This is a genomic window from Kitasatospora sp. NPDC040550 (assembly GCF_055594965.1).
In genome coordinates this window covers 458,061-479,282 of the sequence record NZ_JBVIWC010000002.1, presented here as the reverse complement: position 1 = coordinate 479,282, position 21,222 = coordinate 458,061, and the positions used below count along the sequence as shown (strand labels likewise).

Genomic DNA, 21,222 nt, shown 5'->3' with positions numbered 1-21,222 from the left:
GAGCCGCCCGGGAGGCCGCCGGACGCCCCCGCGCGCCGCCCGGGGCGACCGCGGTGGACGACGGGCGAACGGAAGGGGGCCGGTCGGCGTCATACTCCTGAGCGGCCCCGGCCCGTATCATGGTGCGGGTGACCAAGGTTGACCTGTCACCACGGCCGGTGGAGGCGATGTCTCCACGTCAGCTCGAACGCCGCGAGAGCCTGATCGCGGCCGCGCTCGCCCTGGTGAACGAGATCGGCGTCGAGCGGCTGCAGATGAAGCAGGTCTGCGAGCGGTCCGGAGTCGCCCTGGGGACGGCGTACCGCTACTTCTCCTCCAAGGACCACCTCCTGGCGGCGGCGATCGCCGAGTGGCACCGGCTGCTGCTGGCGGACCTGGTGGCCGAGCTGCGCGGACCGCGCGCCGGGCTGGGGGCCACCGACCGGGCGGTCCGGTTCGTCCGGGGCGGGATGCGGGCCTACCAGCGCCAGCCCGAGCTGGCCCGGTTGCGGGTCGCCGTCGCCGCCTCCACCGACCCCTTCGCCAGCGAGGCCCTGCAAGGCATGGCCCGGGCCGACAGCACCGCGCTCCAGGCGGTGACGGCCGAGGTGCCGGCAGCGGCCAGCGACCTGGTGCGGCACATCGTGGCGCACGCCTGGCAGGGGGAACTGACGGCCTGGGTGACCGGCCGCACCACCCTCGGGGACGCCAGACGGCGGCTGGAGGACGTGGTGCGGCTGGTGCTGACCCCGTACGAGGCCCACTACCCGGCCCCGTACGAGGTCCAGTCCACCGGCTGAGCCCGGACGCCCCGAACCAGCATGCCCCGAGCCAGCATGCCCCGAGCCCGGGCGCGCGGGCCCGAGGCGCCCCGGGCCGCGCCCCGACGGCCGCTCAGACCACCGTCACCGGGTGCGCCACCACCGCGCCGAACAGGTAACCCTCGCGGTTGAGGGCCGCCCGCTCGGGCTGGGTGGCGCCGCCGCGGTCGGTCGCGCGGGCGCGCAGCTCGTACCGGCCGGGCCGCTCGGGGCGCCAGCCGACGCTCCAGCATGCCCAGTCCCCGGCGGGCGGCTCGCCGTCCAGCTCGGCGGGCCGCCAGTTGCGGCCGCCGTCGGTACTCACCTCGACCAGCCGCACCGGGGCCGTCCCGGACCACGACCGCCCGTACAGGCGGTGCTCGCGCCCGGCCTCCAGCCGCGCGCCCTCGGCCAGTTCGAAGGCGGACTTGACCACCTGGGTGGTGAGCGCGACGCCGCCGGGCGGGTGGCCCGGGCCGAACATCCGGTAGAAGACGGTGTTCCAGGGCGACCGGAGCGGGTGGTCGGCCACCTCGATGCTGCCGACCCACTTGATCGAGGCGATGCCGACCCAGCCGGGCACCACCAGCCGCACCGGCGCGCCGTGGTCGGGGGTCAGCGGGGCCCCGTTCATCTCGTAGGCGAGCAGCGCGTCGTCCAGCGCCTTGGCGATCGGCAGCGGCCGGCGGACCGGGCCGTGGTTGGTGCCGTCGACGACGTAGTCCGGGTCCAGGCCGGTGGGCAGCACGTCCACCGCGCGGTCGGTCAGCCCGGCGGCCCGCAGCACCTCGGCGAGCCGGACGCCCCGCCAGGCCGCCGAGCCGATGCTGCCCAGCGTCCACGGGGTGCCGGGGACGCGCTGGCCCTGCTGGCGGTGGAAGAAGTCGCGGCCGTTGCCGGCGCACTCGATCAGCGCGTCGGTCCGGGTGGCGGGCATCGCCCGCAGGTCGGCCAGGCCGAACTCGACCGCCCGCTCCGGCGCCGGCGCGCCGTGCAGGCCGCTGCCGAACAGCCGCAGCCGCCAGGCGGCCGGGTCGATCAGCGGGGTGCTGGTGTGGTTGCGGACGAAGAACCGTTCCACCGGGACGTGACGGCCGACGGCGGCCCCGCCGTCGGCGTCGCGCAGCGCGTCCCACCGCATCTCGGCGTTGGTGTCGCGCCGGACGAACCACCGGGCGGGCAGCGGCTTGACGATTCCGGGCAGCTCGATGCTCCCCGGCGGGTCGACGCTTCCGGGCACGGGTCTGGTACCTCCTCGACGGCGGGGCGCGACGGCATCCGGACGGCACTGTCCGGATGGCGCTCCCGCTCTCCCAGCGTAGGCGCTCCGGCGCTTTCCGTGACCAGGGCGACGGGCGGAGGTTCGCTCCCGGCCCCGGCCTGCTACTCGCCCACGGCGCCGCCGGCAGCGCCCGGGAGGACTGGGGCCCGCTGCTGCCCGACCTCACCGCGCACCGCACCGTCGTCGCCCCCGGCTACCCGGGCTCGGGCGACAGCCCGTACGAACCCGGCGAGCCCACCCTCGACGAGTACGCCGACCGGCCGGTCGCCGCCGACGAGGAGGGCCCAGACACCTTCGACCTGGCCGGCTACTCCCTGGGCGCCGCCGTGGCCGTCCGGATCGCCACCCGGTATCCCGGGCGGGGCCGCTCGCTGCTGCTGATCGCGGGTGTGGCCGGCGGCTCGCCGCGCCGGAGCGCGCTGTCCGAGCTGATGGTCCGGCTCCGCGACCGGCCGGCCGAGCTCGCCGACCTGATGCTCACCGTCGTACTCGGCCACCGCCGGGTGGACGCGCTGCCCGCCGACCGGTTCGCCGCGCTCCGGGAGGGGCTCAACTCCCCGCTGCCGACCGGTTTCCCGCAGCAGCTCCGGCTCGCCGCCCGCACCGACGTACGGGCCGAACTGCCCTCGATCACCGTGCCCACCCTGGTGATCGGCGCCGCCGAGGACATGCTCGTCCAGCCGGACCAGCACCGGCTGCCGACCGAGGGCATCCCCGGCGCCCGCCACCTCGAATTCCCGTCCGGGCACCTGGCGATGGTCGAGGCACTGCCCCAACTGCGCGGAGCAGTGCTGGAGTTCGTCAAGGGCTGACACCGCGCCCGCCGACCTGGGCCGGGGCCCGGGAACACCCCGGCAGCGGCCCACGTTCGGACCGTCATGCGCATCGGAGAACTCGCCCGCCTCACCGGGGTGTCCGCCCGCCTGCTCCGCTACTACGAGGAGCAGGGGCTGCTCCGGCCCGGCCGCACCGCAGCCGGGTACCGCGAGTACGCGGAGGGGGACACCGTCCGGGTCCGGCAGATCCGCAGCCTGCTCGCGGCCGGCCTGCCCACCCGGATCATCGCCGGGATCCTGCCCTGCGCCACCGGCCCGCTCCCCACCCTGACGGCCTGTCCGGACCTGCTCGCCACCCTGCGCGGCGAACTCGCCGACCTGGACGCCCGGATCGGCGACCTCACCCGCAGCCGCCGGGTGCTCTCCCGCTACCTCGCGACGGCGCACGCGCCGAGCGGGGAGCGGGCGGCCTGACGGGACGAAGGTCCCCACACTCCGCCTGCCCGGCGCGCCCTCCCGCCACTCGCGCCGCCCACTGGACATAGTGCGACATACATCGCGATTCCCCGTGTTCCGAGTATGTCGAGAGGTCCGCCCGCATGAGCAGCCAGCCGCCGCAGCCCTCCCCGCGCGTGCGGGAGCCCGACGAGCCCGGCGAACCCGCCGCCACCCTCCCCACCGACCGGGCGGTCTTCGGGATCAGCGCCGTCCTGGTGCTCGCGGTGGTTGCCTGGGGCGTGTTCGCCGAGGACTCGCTCGGCCGCACCTCCAGCACCGCGCTCCGCTGGGTGCTGCACAACTTCGGCTGGCTGTTCGTGGTGGCCGCCGACGTCTTCCTGGTCCTCACCGTGCTGCTCGCCTTCAGCCGCTTCGGCCGGATCCGGCTCGGCCGCGACGACGACGAACCGGAGTTCTCCACCCTCGCCTGGGTCGCCATGATGTTCAGCGCCGGCATGGGCATCGGCCTGATGTTCTACGGCGTCGGCGAGCCCCTGCAACTGTTCGCCGCCCCGCAGCCCGGCTCCGGCCTCGAACCGCAGAGCGCGGCCGCCGCCCAGCAGGCGCTGGAGTTCTCGCTCTTCCACTGGACCCTCCACCCCTGGGCGATCTACGCGGTCGGCGGCCTCGCCCTCGCCTACACCACCTTCCGCAAGGGCCGGGGCAACCGGATCTCCGCCGCCTTCGTCCCGCTGATCGGGCAGCGCGGCGCGGACGGCTGGCAGGGCAAGGCGATCGACCTGCTCGCCGTCTTCGCCACCGTCTTCGGCTCCGCGACCAGCCTCGGCCTCGGCGCGCTCCAGGTCGCCGACGGACTCGGCTACATCACCTCCGTGCGCAACACCCAGAACGCCCAGCTCGTCATCATCGGCTCGCTGACCGCCGCCTTCGTGCTCTCCGCGTTCTCCGGGGTCCACAAGGGCGTCAAGTGGCTCTCCACCGCGAACGTCGTACTGGCCTCGCTGATCATGCTCTTCGTCTTCGTGTTCGGGCCCTCGGTGTTCGTCCTCGACTCGATCCCGTCCACCGTCGGCGGGTACCTCTCCGATCTGCTCGGGATGTCCACCCAGACCGGCGCCTTCACCGACGAGAGCTGGCTCGGCTCCTGGACGATCTTCTACTGGGCCTGGTGGCTCTCCTGGGCGCCCTTCGTCGGCACCTTCATCGCCCGGATCTCGCGCGGCCGCACCATCCGGCAGTTCCTGCTCGGCGTGCTGCTGGTGCCCAGCGGAGCCACCGTGATCTGGTTCTGCGTCATGGGCGGCACCGCGATCCGGCTCGTCGGCACCGGCACCGCCGACCTGGTCGCGACCATCCCGCGCGGCGCGGAGGCCTCCCTGTTCGAGATGTTGCGCTCGCTGCCGCTCGGCTCGGTCACCAGCGTCGTCGCGGTCCTGCTGGTGATGACCTTCTTCATCACCAGCGCCGACTCCGCCTCCCTGGTGCTCGGCTCGCTCTCCAGCCGCGGCTCGCTGCACCCGCGCACCCCGCTGGTGGTGGTCTGGGGCGTGCTGATGGGCGGGGTCGCCGCCGCCCTGCTGCTGGCCGGCGGACTCACCGCGCTGCAGAACGCGACCATCCTGGTCGCGCTGCCCTTCGTCGTGGTGATGCTGCTGCTCTGCCTCTCCCTGGTGAAGGAGCTCCGCGAGGACCCGGCGGCCGGCCCCTCCCGCTTCCACCCCGCCCACGGCCTGCGGGACGCCGTCCGGGTCGCGGTGGGCGAGGCCCTCGCCGAACGCGGCCGACGGCGCTGAGGCCCGGCCCGGACCTCCTGTTGGACCCCGTTCCGGACCCCGTTCCGGGCGTCGCTCCGAACCTCGCTCCGAACCTCCTGCCGCACCAGGGCTGACCAGCGCATACGCCCCACCAGACGGCCGGGTGGGGCGTATGCGGCCAAGCGACGCCCGTTCCCCGTCCGGACTTCACCCGCGCGTACCGACCGTTCACACCGCCCTGGGAGCCTCCCTGTCATGAACGCCAGCCCTCAGGCGCCCTACCAGGAACCGCGCTTCCCGCTCCCCCAGCGCCACCGCCGTCTCCTCGCCTGCACCGCCGTCCTCGCCTCCATCGCCCTCGGCACCCTCGGGGTCGGTGCCACCGTGGAGACCGTCCAGCACGGCCCGATCGCCGCCGCCACCGCGAGCAAGTAGCCGACCGGGCCGCGCCCCGTACCACCCGCCCGCCCCCCAGCACCGCCCCCAGCACCGCCGTCCGGCACCGGACGCGGTGCTGCCGCCTTTCCGGGGCCGCGGTCACGGGCTCCTGGGGGCCGTGTCAATCCGAAGATCAGCAAGCCCTATGATCGCTCTGCAACACGACGCGAAGGGGATGCAGTGGCGCGGGTTGCAATCATCGGAGGCGGGATCAGCGGGCTGGGAACGGCCCTCATGCTCGGACGACGGGGCCATGCCGTCACCCTGTTCGAACAGGAGACCCGGCAGGCCGACACCGACCTGGACCAGGACTTCTACCAGTGGAAGCGGCCCCGCGTCCCCCAGGCCGACCAGCCCCACTCCTTCCTCGCCCCGGTCCGCACGGTGCTGCGCGCCGAGGCCCCCGACGTCCACGCCGACCTGCTGGCCCGGGGCGCCAGGGAGTACCACGACTTCGACTGGTTCGACCAGCGCCCGCCGCACCGGGACGGCGACGACGACCTGGTGACCCTGCGCACCCGCCGCATCGTGCTGGAAGCCGCCCTCACCGCGGCCGTACGGCGGGAGCCCACCGTCGAGGTACGGCGCGGCCGGCGGGTGAGCGCCCTCACCGTCCAGGACGGCCACCCTCCCCGGGTCACCGGCCTGCGGGTCGACGCCGAGACCCACCCGGCCGACCTCGTCGTCGACGCCGCCGGCCGCCGCTCCGCCGTCCCCGGCTGGCTGACGGCCGCCGGCTGCCGCCCGCCCGTCGTCGACAGCCACCGCACCGGCATCACCTACCTGTGCCGCTGGTACCGCCTGCGGGCCGACGGTCCGCGCGACCCCGGACGGGTACGGACCGGCTCGGTCGCGGGATTCGCCGCCGCCGGGGTCTTCCCCTCCGACAACGACACCTTCGCGCTGAGCATGGTGCTCTCCACCGGCGACCCGACCCGCGGCGCACTCCTCGACCCCGCCGTGTTCGAGGCCGTCCTCCGCCGCTTCCCCGCCTGCGCCGCCTGGCTCGACCTCGACCCCGAACCCCGCTCGGCCGTCCTGGCGATGGCCGGCCTGGACAACCGCTGGACCTCCCTCACCGACGACGCCGGCCCCGTCGTCACCGGCCTGGTCAACGCCGGGGACAGCCTCATCCACACCAACCCCACCCTCGGCCACGGCGTCGCACTCGGCCTGCTCGCGGGCCAGTACCTCGCCGGCCACGCCGACCAGGTCGCCGCCGACCCCACCGGCTACCACGACTGGGCCACCCGGACCCTGCGCCCCTGGTTCGACGCCCAGGTGGCCGGCGACCGCGCCAACGAGCAGCGCCTCCTGGACGGTTCGGCCCTCCCCGAGCGCCGCGCCGCCGCCCTCGCCGCCTGCGCCTTCGACGACCCGGTCGTCATGCGCGCCCGCGCCCACGTCCGCCACCTGGTCCGCACGCCCGACGACGCCTACGGCAGCGAGGAGGTCGACCGCCACGTCACCGCCTGGCTGGCCGCCCACCCCGACTTCACCCCACGCCACGACGGCCCCACCCGCACCGAGTGGGAAGCCCTCATCCCGGCCTGACCGGCCCGCTCAACGGACCACAACGGGGCCCGGGGCTCAGCTCCCCAGCGAGGTGGCGGGGCGGGAGTGGCGGCCGGTGCCGGGGGTGGGGTGGAGGTCCGGCGCCGGGGCGTAGCGGGCGGCCGGGGGGCGGAGGAGCCAGGTGGTGCGGGGGGTGGGGGTGATCAGGCCGAGCCGGTGGAGGAGGTCGAGGGCGTCGCGGCGCAGGGCGGTGCGGTCGGCGAGGTAGCGGGCCGGGAGGTCGTGGTCGTCGGCGATGTCGCCGAGGAGGCCGTCTATCAGCGCGTCGGCGATCGGGACGTCACCCTTGGTGGCCTCGCCGGGCAGTGGCCGGACCTCCTCCACCAGGCCTTCGACCAGCAGCAGGGCGGCCTGGGAGAGGGTGCCGGTGCCGGGGAGGGCGAGGTCGGTGAGTTCCGCGGCCGGGTCGAGCAGGGCGACGCCCTCGGCCCGCAGTTCGGCCTCCAGCCCGAGGAAGTCCGCGAGTGCGGCCGGGCCGCTGAGCCGGTGCTCGTGCAGCCAGGCGCGCCGGTCCTCGGGGAGGTCGGCGGCGAGGACGGCGGGCGTCTCGGCGAGGAGGCGCCGTACGGCGGTGGCGGGTTCGGCCTCGGCGGCGCGGCGGATCAGGTCGGCGGCGTCGGCGGCGAGGGCGGGGGGTCCGGCCGGGACGGCGCGGGCGAGTTCACGGTCGACGGTCAGCACGAAGGCGGTGTCGGCCGGGTCGGCCGGCAGGTCGCCGAGGACCTGCCAGTCGGCCAGCGCGGCGAGCGCCATGGCGGGGGCGTCCGGGTCGGCCGCCTGGGCGGCGAGTTCGGGGGCGGCGGCCCGCATCGCGTCGAGCAGCCGCCCGTACGGGAGTTGTTCGGGGGCGTCGACGAGCAGGGCCAGGGCGAGGGCGAGCTGGGCGTAGCCGGCCGGGGTGAACGGGGCGCCGGTGGCGGGGTGTTCGAGGCGGCGGGCGGCGCCGGGGCCGAGGCCGGCCTTGCAGAGCCGGGCGTGCCAGGGGCCGACGACCAGGCGGTAGCCGAGCAGGGTGTCGAAGCGTTCGACGAGCCAGTCGCGGTGACGGCGGATCAGCGGGAAGCCGTCGGCGTGCGGGCCGGAGGCGGTGACCAGCGGGTGGGCGAGCAACAGCCGGGCGGCGATGCGGCGTTCGGCGTCCGGGAGCTCCTCGCCCGCCGGCTCGGGGGCTTCGCCGGGCGGCTCCGGCAGGGCCTGGGCGCGCTCCGGCCTGCGGTGGCGGCCGGGCCGGCCGGGCTTGGCGCCCGACCGGACGACGGGCAGGGCGGCGGCGTCGCGCCGGGCGCGGCGCAGGCCGCCGTCGGCGCGCCCCTCACGGGCCTCGCGGGCACGCGGGACGGCGGCCGTGTGGGCGGTCGGGCCGTGCCACCAGCTGACGGCGGGGTCGCCGGGCTCGGCGGCGGTGCCGAGGTGCCGGGCGGGGTAGAGGCCGAAGGAGGCGGTGCACAGGTCGTCGGCGGCGCCGGGGGTGGCGGCGGCGAACCAGTGGGCGAGCCGGAGCAGTCCCGGGTCGGGCGAGAGCGCCCCGTCGGTCTCCTGCGGGCCGTCAGCACCGTGCCCGCCCACGGCATCGGCCGGGTCGGCGGGCCCGGTGGCGGCGGCGCGGGCTTCGGCGGCTTCCGCCTCCGCCTCCGCTTCGACTTCGGTTTCGACTTCGGCTTCGGGTCCGCGTACGGCGAGGACGGCGGCGGCGGTTCCCCGCCCTGCCCCGCCCCTGCGTCCGTCCGGCCTGCCGGCGGCCACCCGGGTGGCGCCGACCGCGTACTCCTGCTGCTCCATGTCGGGGTCCAGCGTAGACGGTGACCGGCTCACCCGGTGGCAGCAACCGTGCTCCTGAGGAAGTCTCCGCAAGAGCCGTCGAAGCGGTCGCGGCCGCTCCGCTCTCCCGGCCGGGCCGTCACTCCCCGCTCCCCGCTCGGGTTACGCACCGGTAACCTGGTCTTCCCCCACCCCGCCGGCTCCCTTAGGGTCGGTGGACCCCCACCCCGGGCGACCTCGGAGGCAGACGCCGCATGAGCATCCGTACGACCACCCGCGCCACCGGCCTCGGCGGGCGCCTGCGTTCGGCCACCGGCCTGCTCGGCGGCTTCGCGGCCACCTCGGCGGTGCACCTGGGCTCGATCCTCTCCGGGGCCCAGGTGCTGCGCAACGCCACCAAGCCGGCCCTGATGCCGCTGCTGGCCGCGCACGGCGTGGCGGCGGCGGCCCGGACCGAGCGCGAGGCGCCGAAGCTGCTGACCCCGGCGCTGCTGGCGAGCGCGGGCGGGGACGTGCTGCTCCAGTTGAAGGACGACACCGCGTTCCTGGCCGGGATGGGCTCGTTCGCGGCCGCGCACGTCTGCTACGTCGCGATGTTCGTCCAGCGCGGGGCGCTCACCGACCGGCGGCGCGCCCTGGTGGTCGCGGCCGCGTACGCGACGGCCTGGGCGGGCATGATCGGTCAGCTCTGGCCGGATCTCGGGGAGCTCAAGGTCCCGGTGGCCGGCTACAGCCTGCTGCTCACCTCGACGGCGGTCACCGCGGCCGGCCTGGGCTGGCGGACCGGGCTGGGCGGGGCGCTGTTCCTGCTCTCCGACACCCTGATCGCGACCCAGCTGGCGAAGTGGCGCGAGCTGCCGGGGCATCAGTTCTGGATCATGGCGACGTACGTGCTGGCCCAGTACCTGCTGGCCAGCGGGCTGCTCCAGCACGAGGAGCGGCAGGAGCGGGCGGCCCTCTGACGCACCGCCGCACCGCCGCGCCGCCGGTCCGGTCAGGGCTCGGCGGCGCGGCGCGCGCGTACGCGGGGGGGCGTGGCCGTCAGGCACCGCGCCTCCGGAGCAGCCAGAAGCCGCCGACGGCGCCCGCGACCAGGGCCAGCCCTCCGGCCAGCTCCGCCGGGTCCGCCGCGACCGAGCCGCCGAGCCCGGTCTTCACCGCACCGTGCGGGGCGACCTGCTGACTGCCGGCGCCGGACTGGCCGAGCGAGCCGGCCCACTCCCCCGCCGCCTTGCCCCAGTCGCCGAGGCCCGTCTCGGGGGCGGTGGCGGCCACGGTGGTGACCTTGACGGTGGTGGAGAAGGCGCCGCCGTCCGGGCAGGTGCCGTCGACCTTGCTGTCCCCGTTGTGCTGGGAGGCGAGCCGGGCGGAGCCGGTGTGCCTGCCGTCGGAGCCCAGGGTCAGGGTCGCGGGGCCGCCCTCGAAGGCGGCGGAGTGGGCGGTGATGGTCTTGGCGTCGGGCTTGTCCGACTTCTCGCAGGAGACCGTGACCGTCACGGTCTGGCCCGGTGCGGCCTGGGACGGGCTGACCGAGGCCGCGCCGTCCCTGGCTGCTGCGAGGGGGGCCGTCAGACCGGTCAGCACCGTCGCGCCGATCAGGGCGGCGGCGGCCGTACGCGTGGGGCGCATGCCGGAACCTCCGGGATTCTCGGGCGCAGCCGGGGACTCCCATGTCCACGTGGTGTGTCTACTGCACCCGGTCATTCACCGACGGTAGGCAGGCCCAGCGGGCCCGGCCACCGCTCAGGACCGTTCGAGCGACGGCCCGTCACCCCGCGTGACCGTCACGCGGCGTCACCGCCGCCCCGGGGCTCAGAGGTCCAGGTCCACCACGACCGGGGCGTGGTCCGAGGTGCCCTTGCCCTTGCGGGCCTCGCGGTCCACGTAGCTGTCGGTGACGGCGTCGGCGAAGGGCTTGTTGGCGTAGGTGAGGTCGATCCGCATGCCGCGGTTCTTCGGGAACGCCAGCTGACGGTAGTCCCAGTAGGTGTAGGGGTGGTCGTACTTGAGGGGGCGCGGCACCACGTCGTGCAGGCCGATCTCGCCCAGCGCCGCCAGCGCGGCGCGCTCGACCGGGGTGACGTGGGTGAGGCCCTCGAAGGCGGCGACGTCGTAGACGTCGGCGTCGGTGGGGGCGATGTTGAAGTCCCCGAGGACGGCGAAGGGGCGGGGGCCGGCCGCGTCCTCGGCGGAGGCCTTGCGCAGCGCCTCCAGCCACTCCAGCTTGTAGTGGTAGTGCAGGTGGTCGACCTCGCGGCCGTTGGGCACGTAGACCGACCAGACCCGGACCGGGCCGCAGGTGGCGGCGATGGCGCGCGGCTCGACGTCGGGCAGCAGGGCGCCGTCGGCCAGGTAGCCGGGCTGGCCGGGCAGATCGCGCACGACGTCCTCCAGCCCGATCCGGGAGACGATCGCGACGCCGTTCCACCGGCCGGTGCCGTGCGCGGCCGTCTCGTAGCCGAGCTCGCGGACCTGCTCGTACGGGAAGGCGTCGGCCGCGCACTTGAGCTCCTGGAGGCAGAGCACGTCGGGCTTGGCGCTCTCCAGCCACTCCAGGAGCTTGGGCAGCCGCGCGGTGACGGAGTTGATGTTCCAGGTGGCGATGCGGACGGTCACGGCGGGCGGCCTTCCCGGTGGTTCGGTCGGTACGGACGGGGGTGGGCCCCACGGGGAGACCCACCCCGAACATACCGCCCGGCACCGACAACCCGGCCCGACCGGCGCCACGGCCGGGCGCTCGGCGGTCGGCGCCGCGCCGGGCCGGGTCGGGCAAGGCCGGGCAGGGCCGGCGCCGGGCGGTCAGCCCGCGGGGCGGACCACCGCGGCCGAGCCGCCGCCGCGTCGCACCGGCTCGGCGGCGGCCACCCAGCGGCCGTCCGGCAGCCGCTCCACGCCGGTGGCGGCGCCGATCTCGCCGCCGTCGGCGAACCGGTGCCCGAGGGCCTCCAGCGCGGACCGCTCCGGCAGCGCCAGGAAGCCGGGCTCGGCCTGGGTGACGGCGCTGTTGCGCTGGCTGGCGCGCGGCGCGGCGATCGCCTGCTCCAGGCTCAGGCCCCGGTCGAGGCGGCCGAGCAGCACCTGGAGGGTGGTGGTGATGATGGTCGCGCCGCCCGGGCTGCCGGTGGCCAGCAGCGGCTCACCGTCGCGCAGCACGATGGTCGGGGACATCGAGGACCGCGGCCGCTTGCCCGGGCCGGGCAGGTTGGGGTCGGGGACGCCGGCGGCGAGCGGGACGAAGTCGAAGTCGGTCAGCTCGTTGTTGAGCAGGAAGCCCCGGCCGGGGACGGTGATGCCGCTGCCGCCGGTCTGCTCGATGGTGAGGGTGTACGAGACGATGTCGCCCCAGCGGTCCGCCACCGTCAGGTGGGTGGTGTTGGGGCCCTCGTACGGCTCGGGAAGAGCCTGCCCGGTGTCCGCGCAGTCGGCCGGGTGGTACGGGTCGCCGGGGGCGAGCGGGCTGGTGAGCGCGCGGTCCGGGCTGATCAGGCAGGCCCGGGAGGCGGCGTAGCGCTCGGAGAGCAGTCGCTCGGTCGGGACGTCGCCGAAGGCCGGGTCGCCGACCCAGCGGTTGCGGTCGGCGAAGGCGATCCGCGAGGCCTCCAGGAAGTGGTGGTAGTACTGCGTGCCGCTGTAGCCGGAGAGGTCGCCGTCCTCCAGGATGTGCAGCGCCTCGCCGACGGTGGTGCCGCCGGAGCTGGACGGGGCCATCGAGTAGACGTCGTAGTCGCGGTAGGCGACGTGGGTGGGCGTCTGGCGGCGGGCCTGGTAGGCGGCCAGGTCGGCGGCGTCGACCTTCCCGGGGCGGGCGTTGCGGCCGGAGGCCGGGTCAACTGGCGGGTGCTGCACGGTGTTGGCGATGTCCTGCGCCAACTCGCCCTGGTAGAAGGCCTTCACGCCGTCCTTGGCGAGCAGCTTGTAGGTCGCGGCGAGGTCGGGGTTGCGCAGGACGGAACCGACCTCGGGGAGCTTGCCGTTGGGGAGGTAGATCTTCGCGGTGGCCGGGAAGTCCTTGAAGCGGCTGTAGTTGTCGGAGGTCTGGCCGCGGAAGGTGCCGTCGACGACGAAGCCGTTCTCGGCGATCCGCTCGGCGGGTTCGAGGTTCTGCGCGAGCGAGCGGGTGCCCCACTGGCGCAGTGCGGAGTCCCAGGTGGCCGGGGTGCCGGGGACGCCGACGGACAGTCCGCTGGTGACGGCGTCGGCGAAGGCGAGCGGCTTGCCGCCCTCCAGGAACAGTCCGGTGTCGGCGGTGCGACCGGCCGTCTCGCGGCCGTCGATGGTGTGCACCTTGCCGGTGGCGTGGTCGTAGTAGACGAAGTACCCGCCGCCGCCGATCCCGGAGGAGTAGGGCTCGGTCACGCCGAGCGCGGCCGCGGCGGCGACGGCCGCGTCCACCGCGTTCCCGCCCTTGCGCAGCACCTCGATCCCGGCGGCGGTGGCGTCGGCGTCCACCGAGGCCACCGCCCCGCCCCAGCCCACCGCCTCGGGCGCCTTGGGCGGCGGCGCCGCGGCGCCGGCGGGCCCGGTGGTGGCCCAGACCAGTGCGGTGGCGATCAACAGTGATGGCGCTAGGCGGGACAGAGCCCTCATCCGAGTCCTCCTGAGTCGACGTCACGTCAGTTGTTCCACAGGAGACATGAATCCGACAACCACACCGCACGGCTACCAATGGGTAGTTGACAGGAGGGACGGAAGGGGCGAAGGGCGTGCGGGGGAACGGATAACAGCTGACAGATTTCAGCGAACAGATTTCGTTATCTGTTCGCTGAAATCTGTTATCTGAAATTTGTCAGCTGAACCCTGTTCGCCGCCCCACCCCGCCCCCGCTACAGCGCGCTGCGCTCCACCCGCCGCCGCTTGATGGTGCGGAACCTCCGCGCGACCTGCCGCGCCAGGTCGGCGGCGCCGACCAGCCCCGCCTCGTTGCCGAGGGCCGCGTGGACGATGCTGGCCTCGGGCCGGAAGCCGCGGCCGGTGAGGGTGCGGCGGAAGGTGTCCCGGGCCGGGCCGAGCAGCAGGTCGCCGGCCTCGGAGACGCCGCCGCCGATGACGAAGCGCCCCGGGTCGAGGCCGGCCGCCAGGTTGGCGATGCCGACCCCGAGCCAGGTGCCGACCTCGTAGAGCAGCTCGATGGCGGTCGGGTCGCCCTCCCGGGCGGCCTCGGTGACCAGCGGCCCGGTGATGCCCTCGACCGTGCCGCCGGCCCGGGCGAGCAGCGGCTCCACCACCGGGGACTCCTCGGCGACCAGTTCCCGGGCGTCCCGCACCAGGGCGTTGCCGGAGGAGTACTGCTCCCAGCAGCCGCGGTTGCCGCACGGGCAGCGGTGGCCGCCGGGCACCACCTGCATGTGCCCGAACTCGCCCGCCAGGCCGTACTTGCCGCGGTCGACGTAGCCGTCCCGGACGACCGCGCCGCCGATGCCGGTGCCCAGGGTGAGCATCACCATGTGGTCCTCGCCGCGCCCGGCGCCGAAGCGCCACTCGGCCCAGGCGGCCGCGTTGGCGTCGTTCTCCACGATCACCGGGAACCGCAGCCGCTCGCTGAGCGCCTGCTGGAGCGGCTCGTTGCGCCAGTTGAGGTGCGGGGCGAAGAGCACCCGGGAGCGCTCGGCGTCGACCCAGCCGGCCGCGCCGATGCCGACGGCGTGGACGTCGTGCCGGTCGGCGAGCTGGAGCACCAGCTCGACGATCACGTCCTCGACCACCTTGGCGCTCTTGCTCTTGTCGGGGGTGTCGGTGCGCAGCTTCTCCAGCACCTTGCCCTCGCCGTCGACGACCCCGGCGACCACCTTGGTGCCGCCGATGTCGACGCCGATGGTGGGCAGCCGCAGTATGCCCGCGGGCAGGGCGCGGCGGCGGCGCTCGGCGCGTGGGCCGAGGCCGAGCAGGGTGGGCAGGACGGCCGGCCGAGTGCTGCCATGGGGGCTGGTCACGGCTGCGGACGCTCCTCACGAGAGTCGGGTTCGGTGGGGCCGGGGGCCGACGGTCGGGCCAGCTCGTGCGAGAGTTCGGCGAGGTCGGAGCCGCCGGCCATCTCGGTGGTGAGCTGTTCGAGGCCGATCTCGGCACGCGGGTGGCTGCCGGCCATCCGCCCCCGTTTCAGCAGGGTGAAGTGGTCGCCGACCAGGTAGGCGTGGTGCGGGTTGTGGGTGATCAGGACGACCCCGAGCCCGGCGTCGCGGGCCGCGGTGACGTACTTGAGGACCACCCCGGACTGCTTGACGCCGAGTGCCGCGGTCGGCTCGTCCAGGATGAGCACCTTGGCGCCGAAGTGCACGGCCCGGGCGATCGCCACGCACTGGCGCTGGCCGCCGGACAGGGTGCCGATCGGCCGGTCGACGTCGTGCAGGTCGATGCCCATCCTGGCGAGCGCCTCGCGGGTGGTGGCGCGCATGCCCTCGGCGTCCAGGCGCAGGCCGCCCCAGCGGCGCGTGCCCCGCTCGGAGCCGAGGAAGAAGTTGCGCCACACCGGCATCAGCGGGACGACGGCGAGGTCCTGGTAGACGGTGGCGATGCCGCGGTCCAGCGCCTGGCGCGGGGAGTCCAGCCGGACCTCCTCGCCGCCGACGGTGTAGCGGCCCTCGTCGTGCCGGTGCAGCCCCGCGATGATCTTGATCAGGGTGGACTTGCCGGCCCCGTTGTCGCCGAGCACGCAGCTGATCTCGCCGGCCCGCAGGGTCAGCGAGACGTCCTGCAGCGCGCGGACCGTTCCGTAGGTCTTGCCGACGCCCTCCAGCGCGAGCAGTTCGGTGCCCGCCGGTTCGGTGGCCACCGGGCGCTCCGTGCCGGAGCCGAGCTGGTCGTTCATCGCGGACCCCGTTCCGCCCGGCGCTTGACGTAAGCGTTGAGCAGCGCGGCCAGCAACAGCATCGCGCCGAGGAAGAACTTGAACCAGTCCGGGTTCCACTGGGCGTAGATGATCCCCTTGCTGGCCATGCCGAAGATCAGCGCGCCGAGCGCGGAGCCGGCCACCGAGCCGTAGCCGCCGGTGATCAGGCAGCCGCCGATCACCGCCGCGACGATGTAGATCAGCTCGTTGCCGACGCCCTCGCCGGACTGCACGGTGTCGAAGGAGAACAGCAGGTGCTGCCCGAGCACCCAGGCGCCGAAGCCGACGCCCAGGTAGAGCAGCGTCTTGGTCCGGGCGACCGGCACGCCGACCGCGCGGGCGGCCGCCGCGTCGCCGCCGACGGCGAAGATCCAGTTGCCGAAGCGGGTGCGCAGCAGCACCCAGCTGCCGACCACCAGCAGGCCGAGCCACCACCAGACGGTGGCCTTGACGGTCAGCCCGCCGATGTTCACCTCGGAGGCGAACAGCCACCGGCAGCTTTCGAAGCCCTGCATGTCGGCGATCGACTTGGTGGAGACCGTCCCGGAGATCGCCTTGGTGACGCCCAGGTTGGCGCCGGTCAGCATCAGGAAGGTGCCGAGGGTGACGATGAAGCTGGGCAGCCTGGTGCGGCCGAGCATCCAGCCGTTGAACCCGCCGATCGCCAGCGTGGTGGCCAGCGAGACCAGCACGCCGACCCAGGTGACGGCGGTGAACTGGTACGAGACCATCGAGGAGGTCAGCGCGGCGGTGGTGACCAGCACGCCGGCCGACAGGTCGAACTCGCCGCCGATCATCAGCAGCGAGACCGGCACGGCCATGATCCCGATGGTGGAGGCCGCGTAGAGCACGGTGCCCAGCGAGGAGACCCGCAGGAACGGTTCGGCGACGGCGGCGAAGACCGCGAACACCGCGACGGCGGCGATCAGCGAGCCCAGCTCCGGGCGGGCGAGGAGGCGCCGCAGGGCGGCCGGACGGTCCTGGACGAGCAGGTCCGGGGTGGTGGAGCCGCTCACCTGGTCCCCCTCGCGACGTACTCGGCGAGCGCGCCGGCGTCGTCCTTGGTCAGGATCTGCGGGCCGGTCGCGACGGGCTTGCCGCCGCCGAGCATGTCCAGGTTGGACTTGTACAGCCAGAGCAGGTCGACGCCCTCGTAGCCCTGGAGGTAGGGCTGCTGGTCGACGGCGAAGCCGACAGTGCCGGACTTGAGCCCGGCGACCACCTGCTGGCCCAGGTCGAAGGTGTCCAGCTCCACGCCGCGGTGGGCGTCCTGGACGGCCTGCAGCCCGGTGGCGGCCATCGGGCCGGAGAGGGTCAGCACGGTGTCGATGGACGGGTCGGCCTGGAGCTTGGCGGAGATCGCCGCCCGGGCGTCGGGCATGTCGACGCCGTTGACGTACAGCACCTGGAAGCCGCCGCCGGCCTTGGACTGGGCGCCGGAGCAGCGCTGCTCCTGGCCGACGTTGCCCTGCTCGTGGATCACGCACAGCACGTTCTTGCGGCCGCGCGAGGCCAGCTCGGTGCCGGCGGCCTGGCCGGCCGAGGACTCGTCCTGGCCGATGTGGGTGAGGGCGCCGAACTTCGCGGAGAACTCCTGACCGGAGTTGATCGTGATGACCGGGATGCCGGCCGCCTTGGCCTTGCCGAGGACGTCGGCCATCGCGTCGCCCTTGGCGAGGGTGACCAGCAGGCCGTCGACCTTCTGGTCGATCGCGGCCTGGACGAGCTGGACCTGGTTCTGGGTCTGCGCGTCGTTGGAGTACAGGAAGGTGATGTTGTCCTTGGCGGCGGCCTGCTCGGCGCCCTTGCGCACGCTGTCCCAGAAGGCGTCGCCGGCGCCGGCGTGGGTCACCATGGCGACCTTCCAGCGCGGGGTGGTGACGGCGCTGCCACCGGCGGCCGCGGCCTTGGCGCGGGCCTCCTCGGCGCGTCTGCCTCCGGTACTGCTGCAACCGGCCGCGGTGACCGCGAGGGCCAGGACGGCGCACACGGGCCAGAAGCGGCGGGACGGGCGAAAGCGGGTTGTGCTCATCCCCATAGTCTCTCTGGCCCGGCCGCGCGGGATCGCACCGCCTCGCCCGGCAGTGCGAACGGCGCGCCAGGTAAGGTGCCCCGGGGGACCTTCCTGGAAGTTCGCTGAACATCTGGTCCGGAGCACCGCCGCCCGGGTGACAGACTAGGCGCCGACCCGAAGCGGGAGCAGCTCGGAAACGTGATGTTCCTCTCAGGTTCCGCACAGATTCGGACAGCAACCGATCATCCGCTGGTTGCCGTCTGATGCCATTGACGTGCGTTCGGGCGAGTGGGGCCCGGGCGGCGAGCGACCCGGATACGAGAACTCGATGGAACTGACAGGTACGCCATTCTTCATCCTCACCGTCATCCTGGTGCCGGTGTCCATCACGGTGGCGCTGCTCTTCTGGGGGAAGGTGCGCGGCCCCCAGCCGGTGCGCACCCTGTCCCGGATCGTCATGATCATGTTCTGCCAGGTCACCGCCGTCCTGATGGTCTTCGTGATGGTCAACAACGCGAACCTGATCTACGGCAACTGGGACGACCTGCTCGGCACCGGTGACCACGTCCGCGCGGTGCCCTCGGTGGCACCGGTGGACCCGGCCGGCAACGGCAAGGACGGCTCCGGCGACGCCGCCAAGCAGCCGCCGAAGGTGCTGCAGAAGTTCGGCGGCGTGAACGACCCGGCGGTGCCCGGCGACGTCCAGAAGACCGAGCTCAAGGGCCAGGTGTCCGGGGTCGACGGCGAGGTGCTGGTCTGGCTGCCGCCGCAGTACAACGACCCGGCGTTCAAGGACAAGAAGTTCCCGGTGGTCGAGCTGATCCCCGGCTACCCGGGCTCCTCCTCCACCTGGTACGGCACCCTCAAGGTCTCCGAGCAGCTCAAGCCGCTGATGCAGCAGGGCAAGGTCGCGCCCTTCATCCTGGTCTCGCCGCGCACCCTGCTGCTGGGCAGCCACCAGGACGCCGGCTGCACCGACATCCCCGGCAAGATCAACGCGGACGCCTGGATCACCCGCGACGTCCCGCAGATGGTGATGGACAACTTCCGCGCCGACCCGTCCTCGGACCGCTGGGCCATCGCCGGCTACTCGGCCGGCGCCCACTGCGCGGCCAAGCTCGCGGTCGCCCACCCCAACCGCTACCGCGCCGCCATCGCGATGTCCGGCTACAACGACCCGGCCACCGAGGGCGACTCGCTGGTCGGCAAGGACCCGAAGCTGCGCACCGAGAACAACCCGGTCAACATCCTCAAGTCCGCCCAGCAGCCGCCGAAGGTCGCCCTGCTGGTCAGCGGCGCCAAGGGCGACGGCTACGAGGACGGCCAGGCGATCGCCGCCGCGGCCAAGGAGCCGACCAAGGTCCAGGTCGAGGAGAGCACCGGCCCGCACACCACCGACATGTGGAAGCGGATGGTCCCGAGCGCCTTCGAGTGGCTGACCGGGATCATCCCGGTGCAGTGACCGACCGGCACCGCCGGAACGGCCGGGGGCCCGTCGCGAGTGTTCGCGACGGGCCCCCGGCCGTTTCCCTGACGGCTTCCGACCGGTTCCGAGCACTTCCAGCCGCTCCCGACCGGTTCCGGCGGCCCCCAGCGACCTCCCAGGAAGCGGCCGTTCCCTGGACCGGCGTTCACCGGGCGGAACTGTCAGGAAACGGTCAGGCCAGTTCCAGCGCCAGGTAGAAGTCCACCCGGTCCTCCAGGCGGGAGAGGTCCCGCCCGGTCAGCTCCTCGATCCGGCCGATCCGGTAGCGCAGGGTGTTCACGTGGACGTGCAGCTGCCCGGCGCAGCGGGTCCAGGAGCCGTCCGAGCGCAGGAAGGCCTCCAGGGTGCGGACCAGGTCCGCCTGGTGCTCGATGTCGTACGCGATCACCTTGTCCAGCAGCCGGCTGCGGAAGGCGCGGCGGACCTCGTCCGGGACGGCGGCCAGCAGCAGCACGTGCGAGGCCAGCTCCTCCGGGCCCGCGACGCAGACCCGGCCGACCCGGGCGGCGGCGATCCGGCGGGCGTGCCGGGCCTCCTCCAGGGCGCCGCGCAGGCCGCCGGCCTCGGAGGCGGGGGCGGAGACGCCGAGGGTGATCCGGCCCTCCGAGCCCAGCCCGGCCTCCAGCGGGGCGAGCAGCTCGCGCAGGGTGTCGGCGGGCACCGGAGTGTCCATCGCGGGCAGCACCACCACGGCGCCGTTGCCCGCACCGGCGACCAGGGCGCGGTCGCCGGTGCCGCCGAGCGCCTCCTCCAGCACGGCCCGTACGGTGCCCTCGGGCAGGCCGGTGCCCTCGGCGCTGAGCACCAGCCAGGAGGCGTCCTGGGCCGGGGACTTGGGCTCGTGGCTCTCGTAGCGGGCGGCCATCGCCGAGGAGGCGTACAGGGTGCGGCTGATCTCGGCCGGGTCGGCGTCCCGGCGCAGCAGGGCGAGCAGTTCGTCGGCCAGCCGGCGGCGCAGCCGGCGGCCCTCGTCCCGGCGGTGGCGCTCGGCGGCGACCAGCCGGGCCAGGTTCTCGGCGAGCTGCTGGCGCTTGGTGGTCCATTCGGTGACGTCGCCGGCCACCGCGAGCACCCAGTCGACGAGCGGCGCCTCGTGCTCGGCGGAGGCCGCGGCGGGCAGCAGCGAGTAGGCGCCGCCGGCCAGTCGGGCCCGGTGCGGGGGACGGCGGCGCTGGCGCTGGGCGGCGAGGTGGGCGCGGACCAGCTGGTCGCGGTCCTCGGCGGTGAGCCGGTCGGCCGGGCCGGCGATCACCGCGCCGGTCGGGGTCAGCACCCAGCAGTCCAGGTCGAGGTCGCCGCCGAGCAGGTCCAGCACGGCGTCCAGTCCGCCGCCGCCGGCCGCCGACACCAGCAGCCGGTGCCGGTCGACCAGGGCGGCGAGGTCGGCGGCGCGGTCCGCGGAGACCTGACGGCCGATGAACTCGGTGACGGTGCCGAAGGCGATGTCGTCGGGGACGGCCAGCAGCGGCATCCGGTGCCGGCGGCAGGCCTCGACCAGGTCCTCGGGCACCGGGCCGACCTCGGCCTCGCCGGCCGCCAGGGCGACCGCGCCGCCGGCCGCGATGGTCCGCACGAAGCGCTCGGAGTCGGCGGGGCCGCCGCGCCAGAGCATCCCGGTGAGCACCAGCTCACCGCCGTGCAGGTAGCGGCCGGGGTCGTGCAGGTCCGTGGTCATCACGCCGCTGACCTGCCGGTCCAGCTCCTCCTCCGCCGCGAGCAGGCGCAGTCGGGGGGCGCCGGGGGCGAGCAGGTCACGGACACGCATCCGCGGACTCCTAACGGGGGGCTGGAACAGGGTGGCGAGGCGGGGTGGAAGCGGGGGTGGAAGCGGGGATCGGGGGCCTGGACGGGGGGTGGGGGCTGCCGGGCACGCCGTCCGGGGCTGACAGTGTGCCCGAACATCCGTGCTCGGCGTTACGTACCAGCGGGCCGCCGGGTCACGGGCCCGTAGCCCGTGAATCACGGCCGGATTACGGTCGTAGGTAGCACTCGGCGAACACCTGGGCTGCGGATTCTCCTGCTTAGAGGAACGTACAGGATGCCGGGCGGGCTCACAGCCGGGGCTTCATGCCATC

At 74.3% G+C, this 21,222-nt stretch carries 18 protein-coding genes; 8 read left to right on the top strand and 10 right to left on the bottom strand.

Annotated elements, in window-relative coordinates; all coding sequences use genetic code 11:
* Positions 1-128: 128 nt before the first annotated feature.
* A complete protein-coding gene (locus tag ACZ58X_RS04900) occupies positions 129-779 on the top strand; it encodes a TetR/AcrR family transcriptional regulator (RefSeq protein WP_470332262.1) in 651 nt (216 codons plus the stop codon).
* Positions 780-873: 94 nt separating this feature from the next.
* Here ACZ58X_RS04900 and ACZ58X_RS04895 read toward each other — a convergent pair whose 3' ends face one another.
* Positions 874-2,019: a sulfite oxidase gene (locus tag ACZ58X_RS04895; RefSeq protein WP_470332261.1), complete on the bottom strand. Its 1,146-nt coding sequence runs from the start codon at positions 2,017-2,019 to the stop codon at positions 874-876.
* A 56-nt stretch (positions 2,020-2,075) separates the two neighbouring features.
* On the opposite strand from ACZ58X_RS04895, the gene ACZ58X_RS04890 reads away from it, so the two are divergent.
* The 5 genes from ACZ58X_RS04890 (at position 2,076) to ACZ58X_RS04870 (ending at position 7,042) form a co-directional block, all read left to right on the top strand.
* On the top strand, positions 2,076-2,873 hold the full coding sequence (locus ACZ58X_RS04890; protein ID WP_470332260.1) for an alpha/beta fold hydrolase: 798 nt from the start codon (positions 2,076-2,078) through the stop codon (positions 2,871-2,873).
* 66 nt (positions 2,874-2,939) lie between these two features.
* Positions 2,940-3,311, top strand: a complete 372-nt coding sequence (locus tag ACZ58X_RS04885) for a MerR family transcriptional regulator (protein WP_470332259.1) — start codon at positions 2,940-2,942, stop codon at positions 3,309-3,311.
* 125 nt (positions 3,312-3,436) lie between these two features.
* Positions 3,437-5,089: a BCCT family transporter gene (locus ACZ58X_RS04880; RefSeq protein ID WP_470332258.1), complete on the top strand. Its 1,653-nt coding sequence runs from the start codon at positions 3,437-3,439 to the stop codon at positions 5,087-5,089.
* 216 nt (positions 5,090-5,305) lie between these two features.
* Entirely contained in the window at positions 5,306-5,485 is a 180-nt protein-coding gene (locus tag ACZ58X_RS04875; RefSeq protein WP_402488284.1) for a hypothetical protein, read from the top strand.
* A 183-nt stretch (positions 5,486-5,668) separates the two neighbouring features.
* A complete protein-coding gene (locus ACZ58X_RS04870) occupies positions 5,669-7,042 on the top strand; it encodes an FAD-dependent oxidoreductase (RefSeq protein WP_470332257.1) in 1,374 nt (457 codons plus the stop codon).
* 36 nt (positions 7,043-7,078) lie between these two features.
* Here ACZ58X_RS04870 and ACZ58X_RS04865 read toward each other — a convergent pair whose 3' ends face one another.
* On the bottom strand, positions 7,079-8,842 hold the full coding sequence (locus ACZ58X_RS04865; RefSeq protein WP_470332256.1) for a DUF2398 family protein: 1,764 nt from the start codon (positions 8,840-8,842) through the stop codon (positions 7,079-7,081).
* 233 nt (positions 8,843-9,075) lie between these two features.
* On the opposite strand from ACZ58X_RS04865, the gene ACZ58X_RS04860 reads away from it, so the two are divergent.
* Positions 9,076-9,783, top strand: a complete 708-nt coding sequence (locus tag ACZ58X_RS04860; RefSeq protein ID WP_470332255.1) for a lysoplasmalogenase — start codon at positions 9,076-9,078, stop codon at positions 9,781-9,783.
* Between the two features lie 79 nt (positions 9,784-9,862).
* Here ACZ58X_RS04860 and ACZ58X_RS04855 read toward each other — a convergent pair whose 3' ends face one another.
* The 7 genes from ACZ58X_RS04855 to ACZ58X_RS04825 all read right to left on the bottom strand — a co-directional run bounded on the left by ACZ58X_RS04855 (position 9,863) and on the right by ACZ58X_RS04825 (position 17,679).
* Positions 9,863-10,450: a hypothetical protein gene (locus ACZ58X_RS04855; protein WP_470332254.1), complete on the bottom strand. Its 588-nt coding sequence runs from the start codon at positions 10,448-10,450 to the stop codon at positions 9,863-9,865.
* Positions 10,451-10,633: 183 nt separating this feature from the next.
* Positions 10,634-11,437 (bottom strand): exodeoxyribonuclease III, encoded by an 804-nt coding sequence (locus ACZ58X_RS04850; RefSeq protein WP_470332253.1) that lies wholly within the window; start codon positions 11,435-11,437, stop codon positions 10,634-10,636.
* Positions 11,438-11,620: 183 nt separating this feature from the next.
* Positions 11,621-13,408 carry a gamma-glutamyltransferase gene (ggt, locus tag ACZ58X_RS04845; RefSeq protein ID WP_470332252.1) on the bottom strand — a complete coding sequence of 596 codons (1,788 nt, stop codon included), beginning with the start codon at positions 13,406-13,408 and terminating at the stop codon, positions 11,621-11,623.
* A gap of 236 nt (positions 13,409-13,644) precedes the next feature.
* On the bottom strand, positions 13,645-14,751 hold the full coding sequence (locus tag ACZ58X_RS04840; protein ID WP_470332251.1) for an ROK family glucokinase: 1,107 nt from the start codon (positions 14,749-14,751) through the stop codon (positions 13,645-13,647).
* Entirely contained in the window at positions 14,748-15,626 is an 879-nt protein-coding gene (locus ACZ58X_RS04835; RefSeq protein ID WP_470332250.1) for an ATP-binding cassette domain-containing protein, read from the bottom strand. Before ACZ58X_RS04835 ends, ACZ58X_RS04840 begins: the two co-directional genes overlap by 4 nt.
* A complete protein-coding gene (locus ACZ58X_RS04830; protein ID WP_470332249.1) occupies positions 15,623-16,663 on the bottom strand; it encodes an ABC transporter permease in 1,041 nt (346 codons plus the stop codon). The genes ACZ58X_RS04835 and ACZ58X_RS04830 overlap by 4 nt, the downstream gene beginning before the upstream one ends.
* Entirely contained in the window at positions 16,660-17,679 is a 1,020-nt protein-coding gene (locus tag ACZ58X_RS04825) for a sugar ABC transporter substrate-binding protein (RefSeq protein ID WP_470332248.1), read from the bottom strand. The genes ACZ58X_RS04830 and ACZ58X_RS04825 overlap by 4 nt, the downstream gene beginning before the upstream one ends.
* Before the next feature lie 310 nt (positions 17,680-17,989).
* Between ACZ58X_RS04825 and ACZ58X_RS04820 the strand changes: the two genes are divergently transcribed.
* Positions 17,990-19,123 (top strand): alpha/beta hydrolase, encoded by a 1,134-nt coding sequence (locus tag ACZ58X_RS04820; RefSeq protein ID WP_470332247.1) that lies wholly within the window; start codon positions 17,990-17,992, stop codon positions 19,121-19,123.
* A gap of 196 nt (positions 19,124-19,319) precedes the next feature.
* Here ACZ58X_RS04820 and ACZ58X_RS04815 read toward each other — a convergent pair whose 3' ends face one another.
* A complete protein-coding gene (locus tag ACZ58X_RS04815) occupies positions 19,320-20,912 on the bottom strand; it encodes a PucR family transcriptional regulator (protein ID WP_470332246.1) in 1,593 nt (530 codons plus the stop codon).
* Between the last annotated feature and the right edge of the window lie 310 nt (positions 20,913-21,222).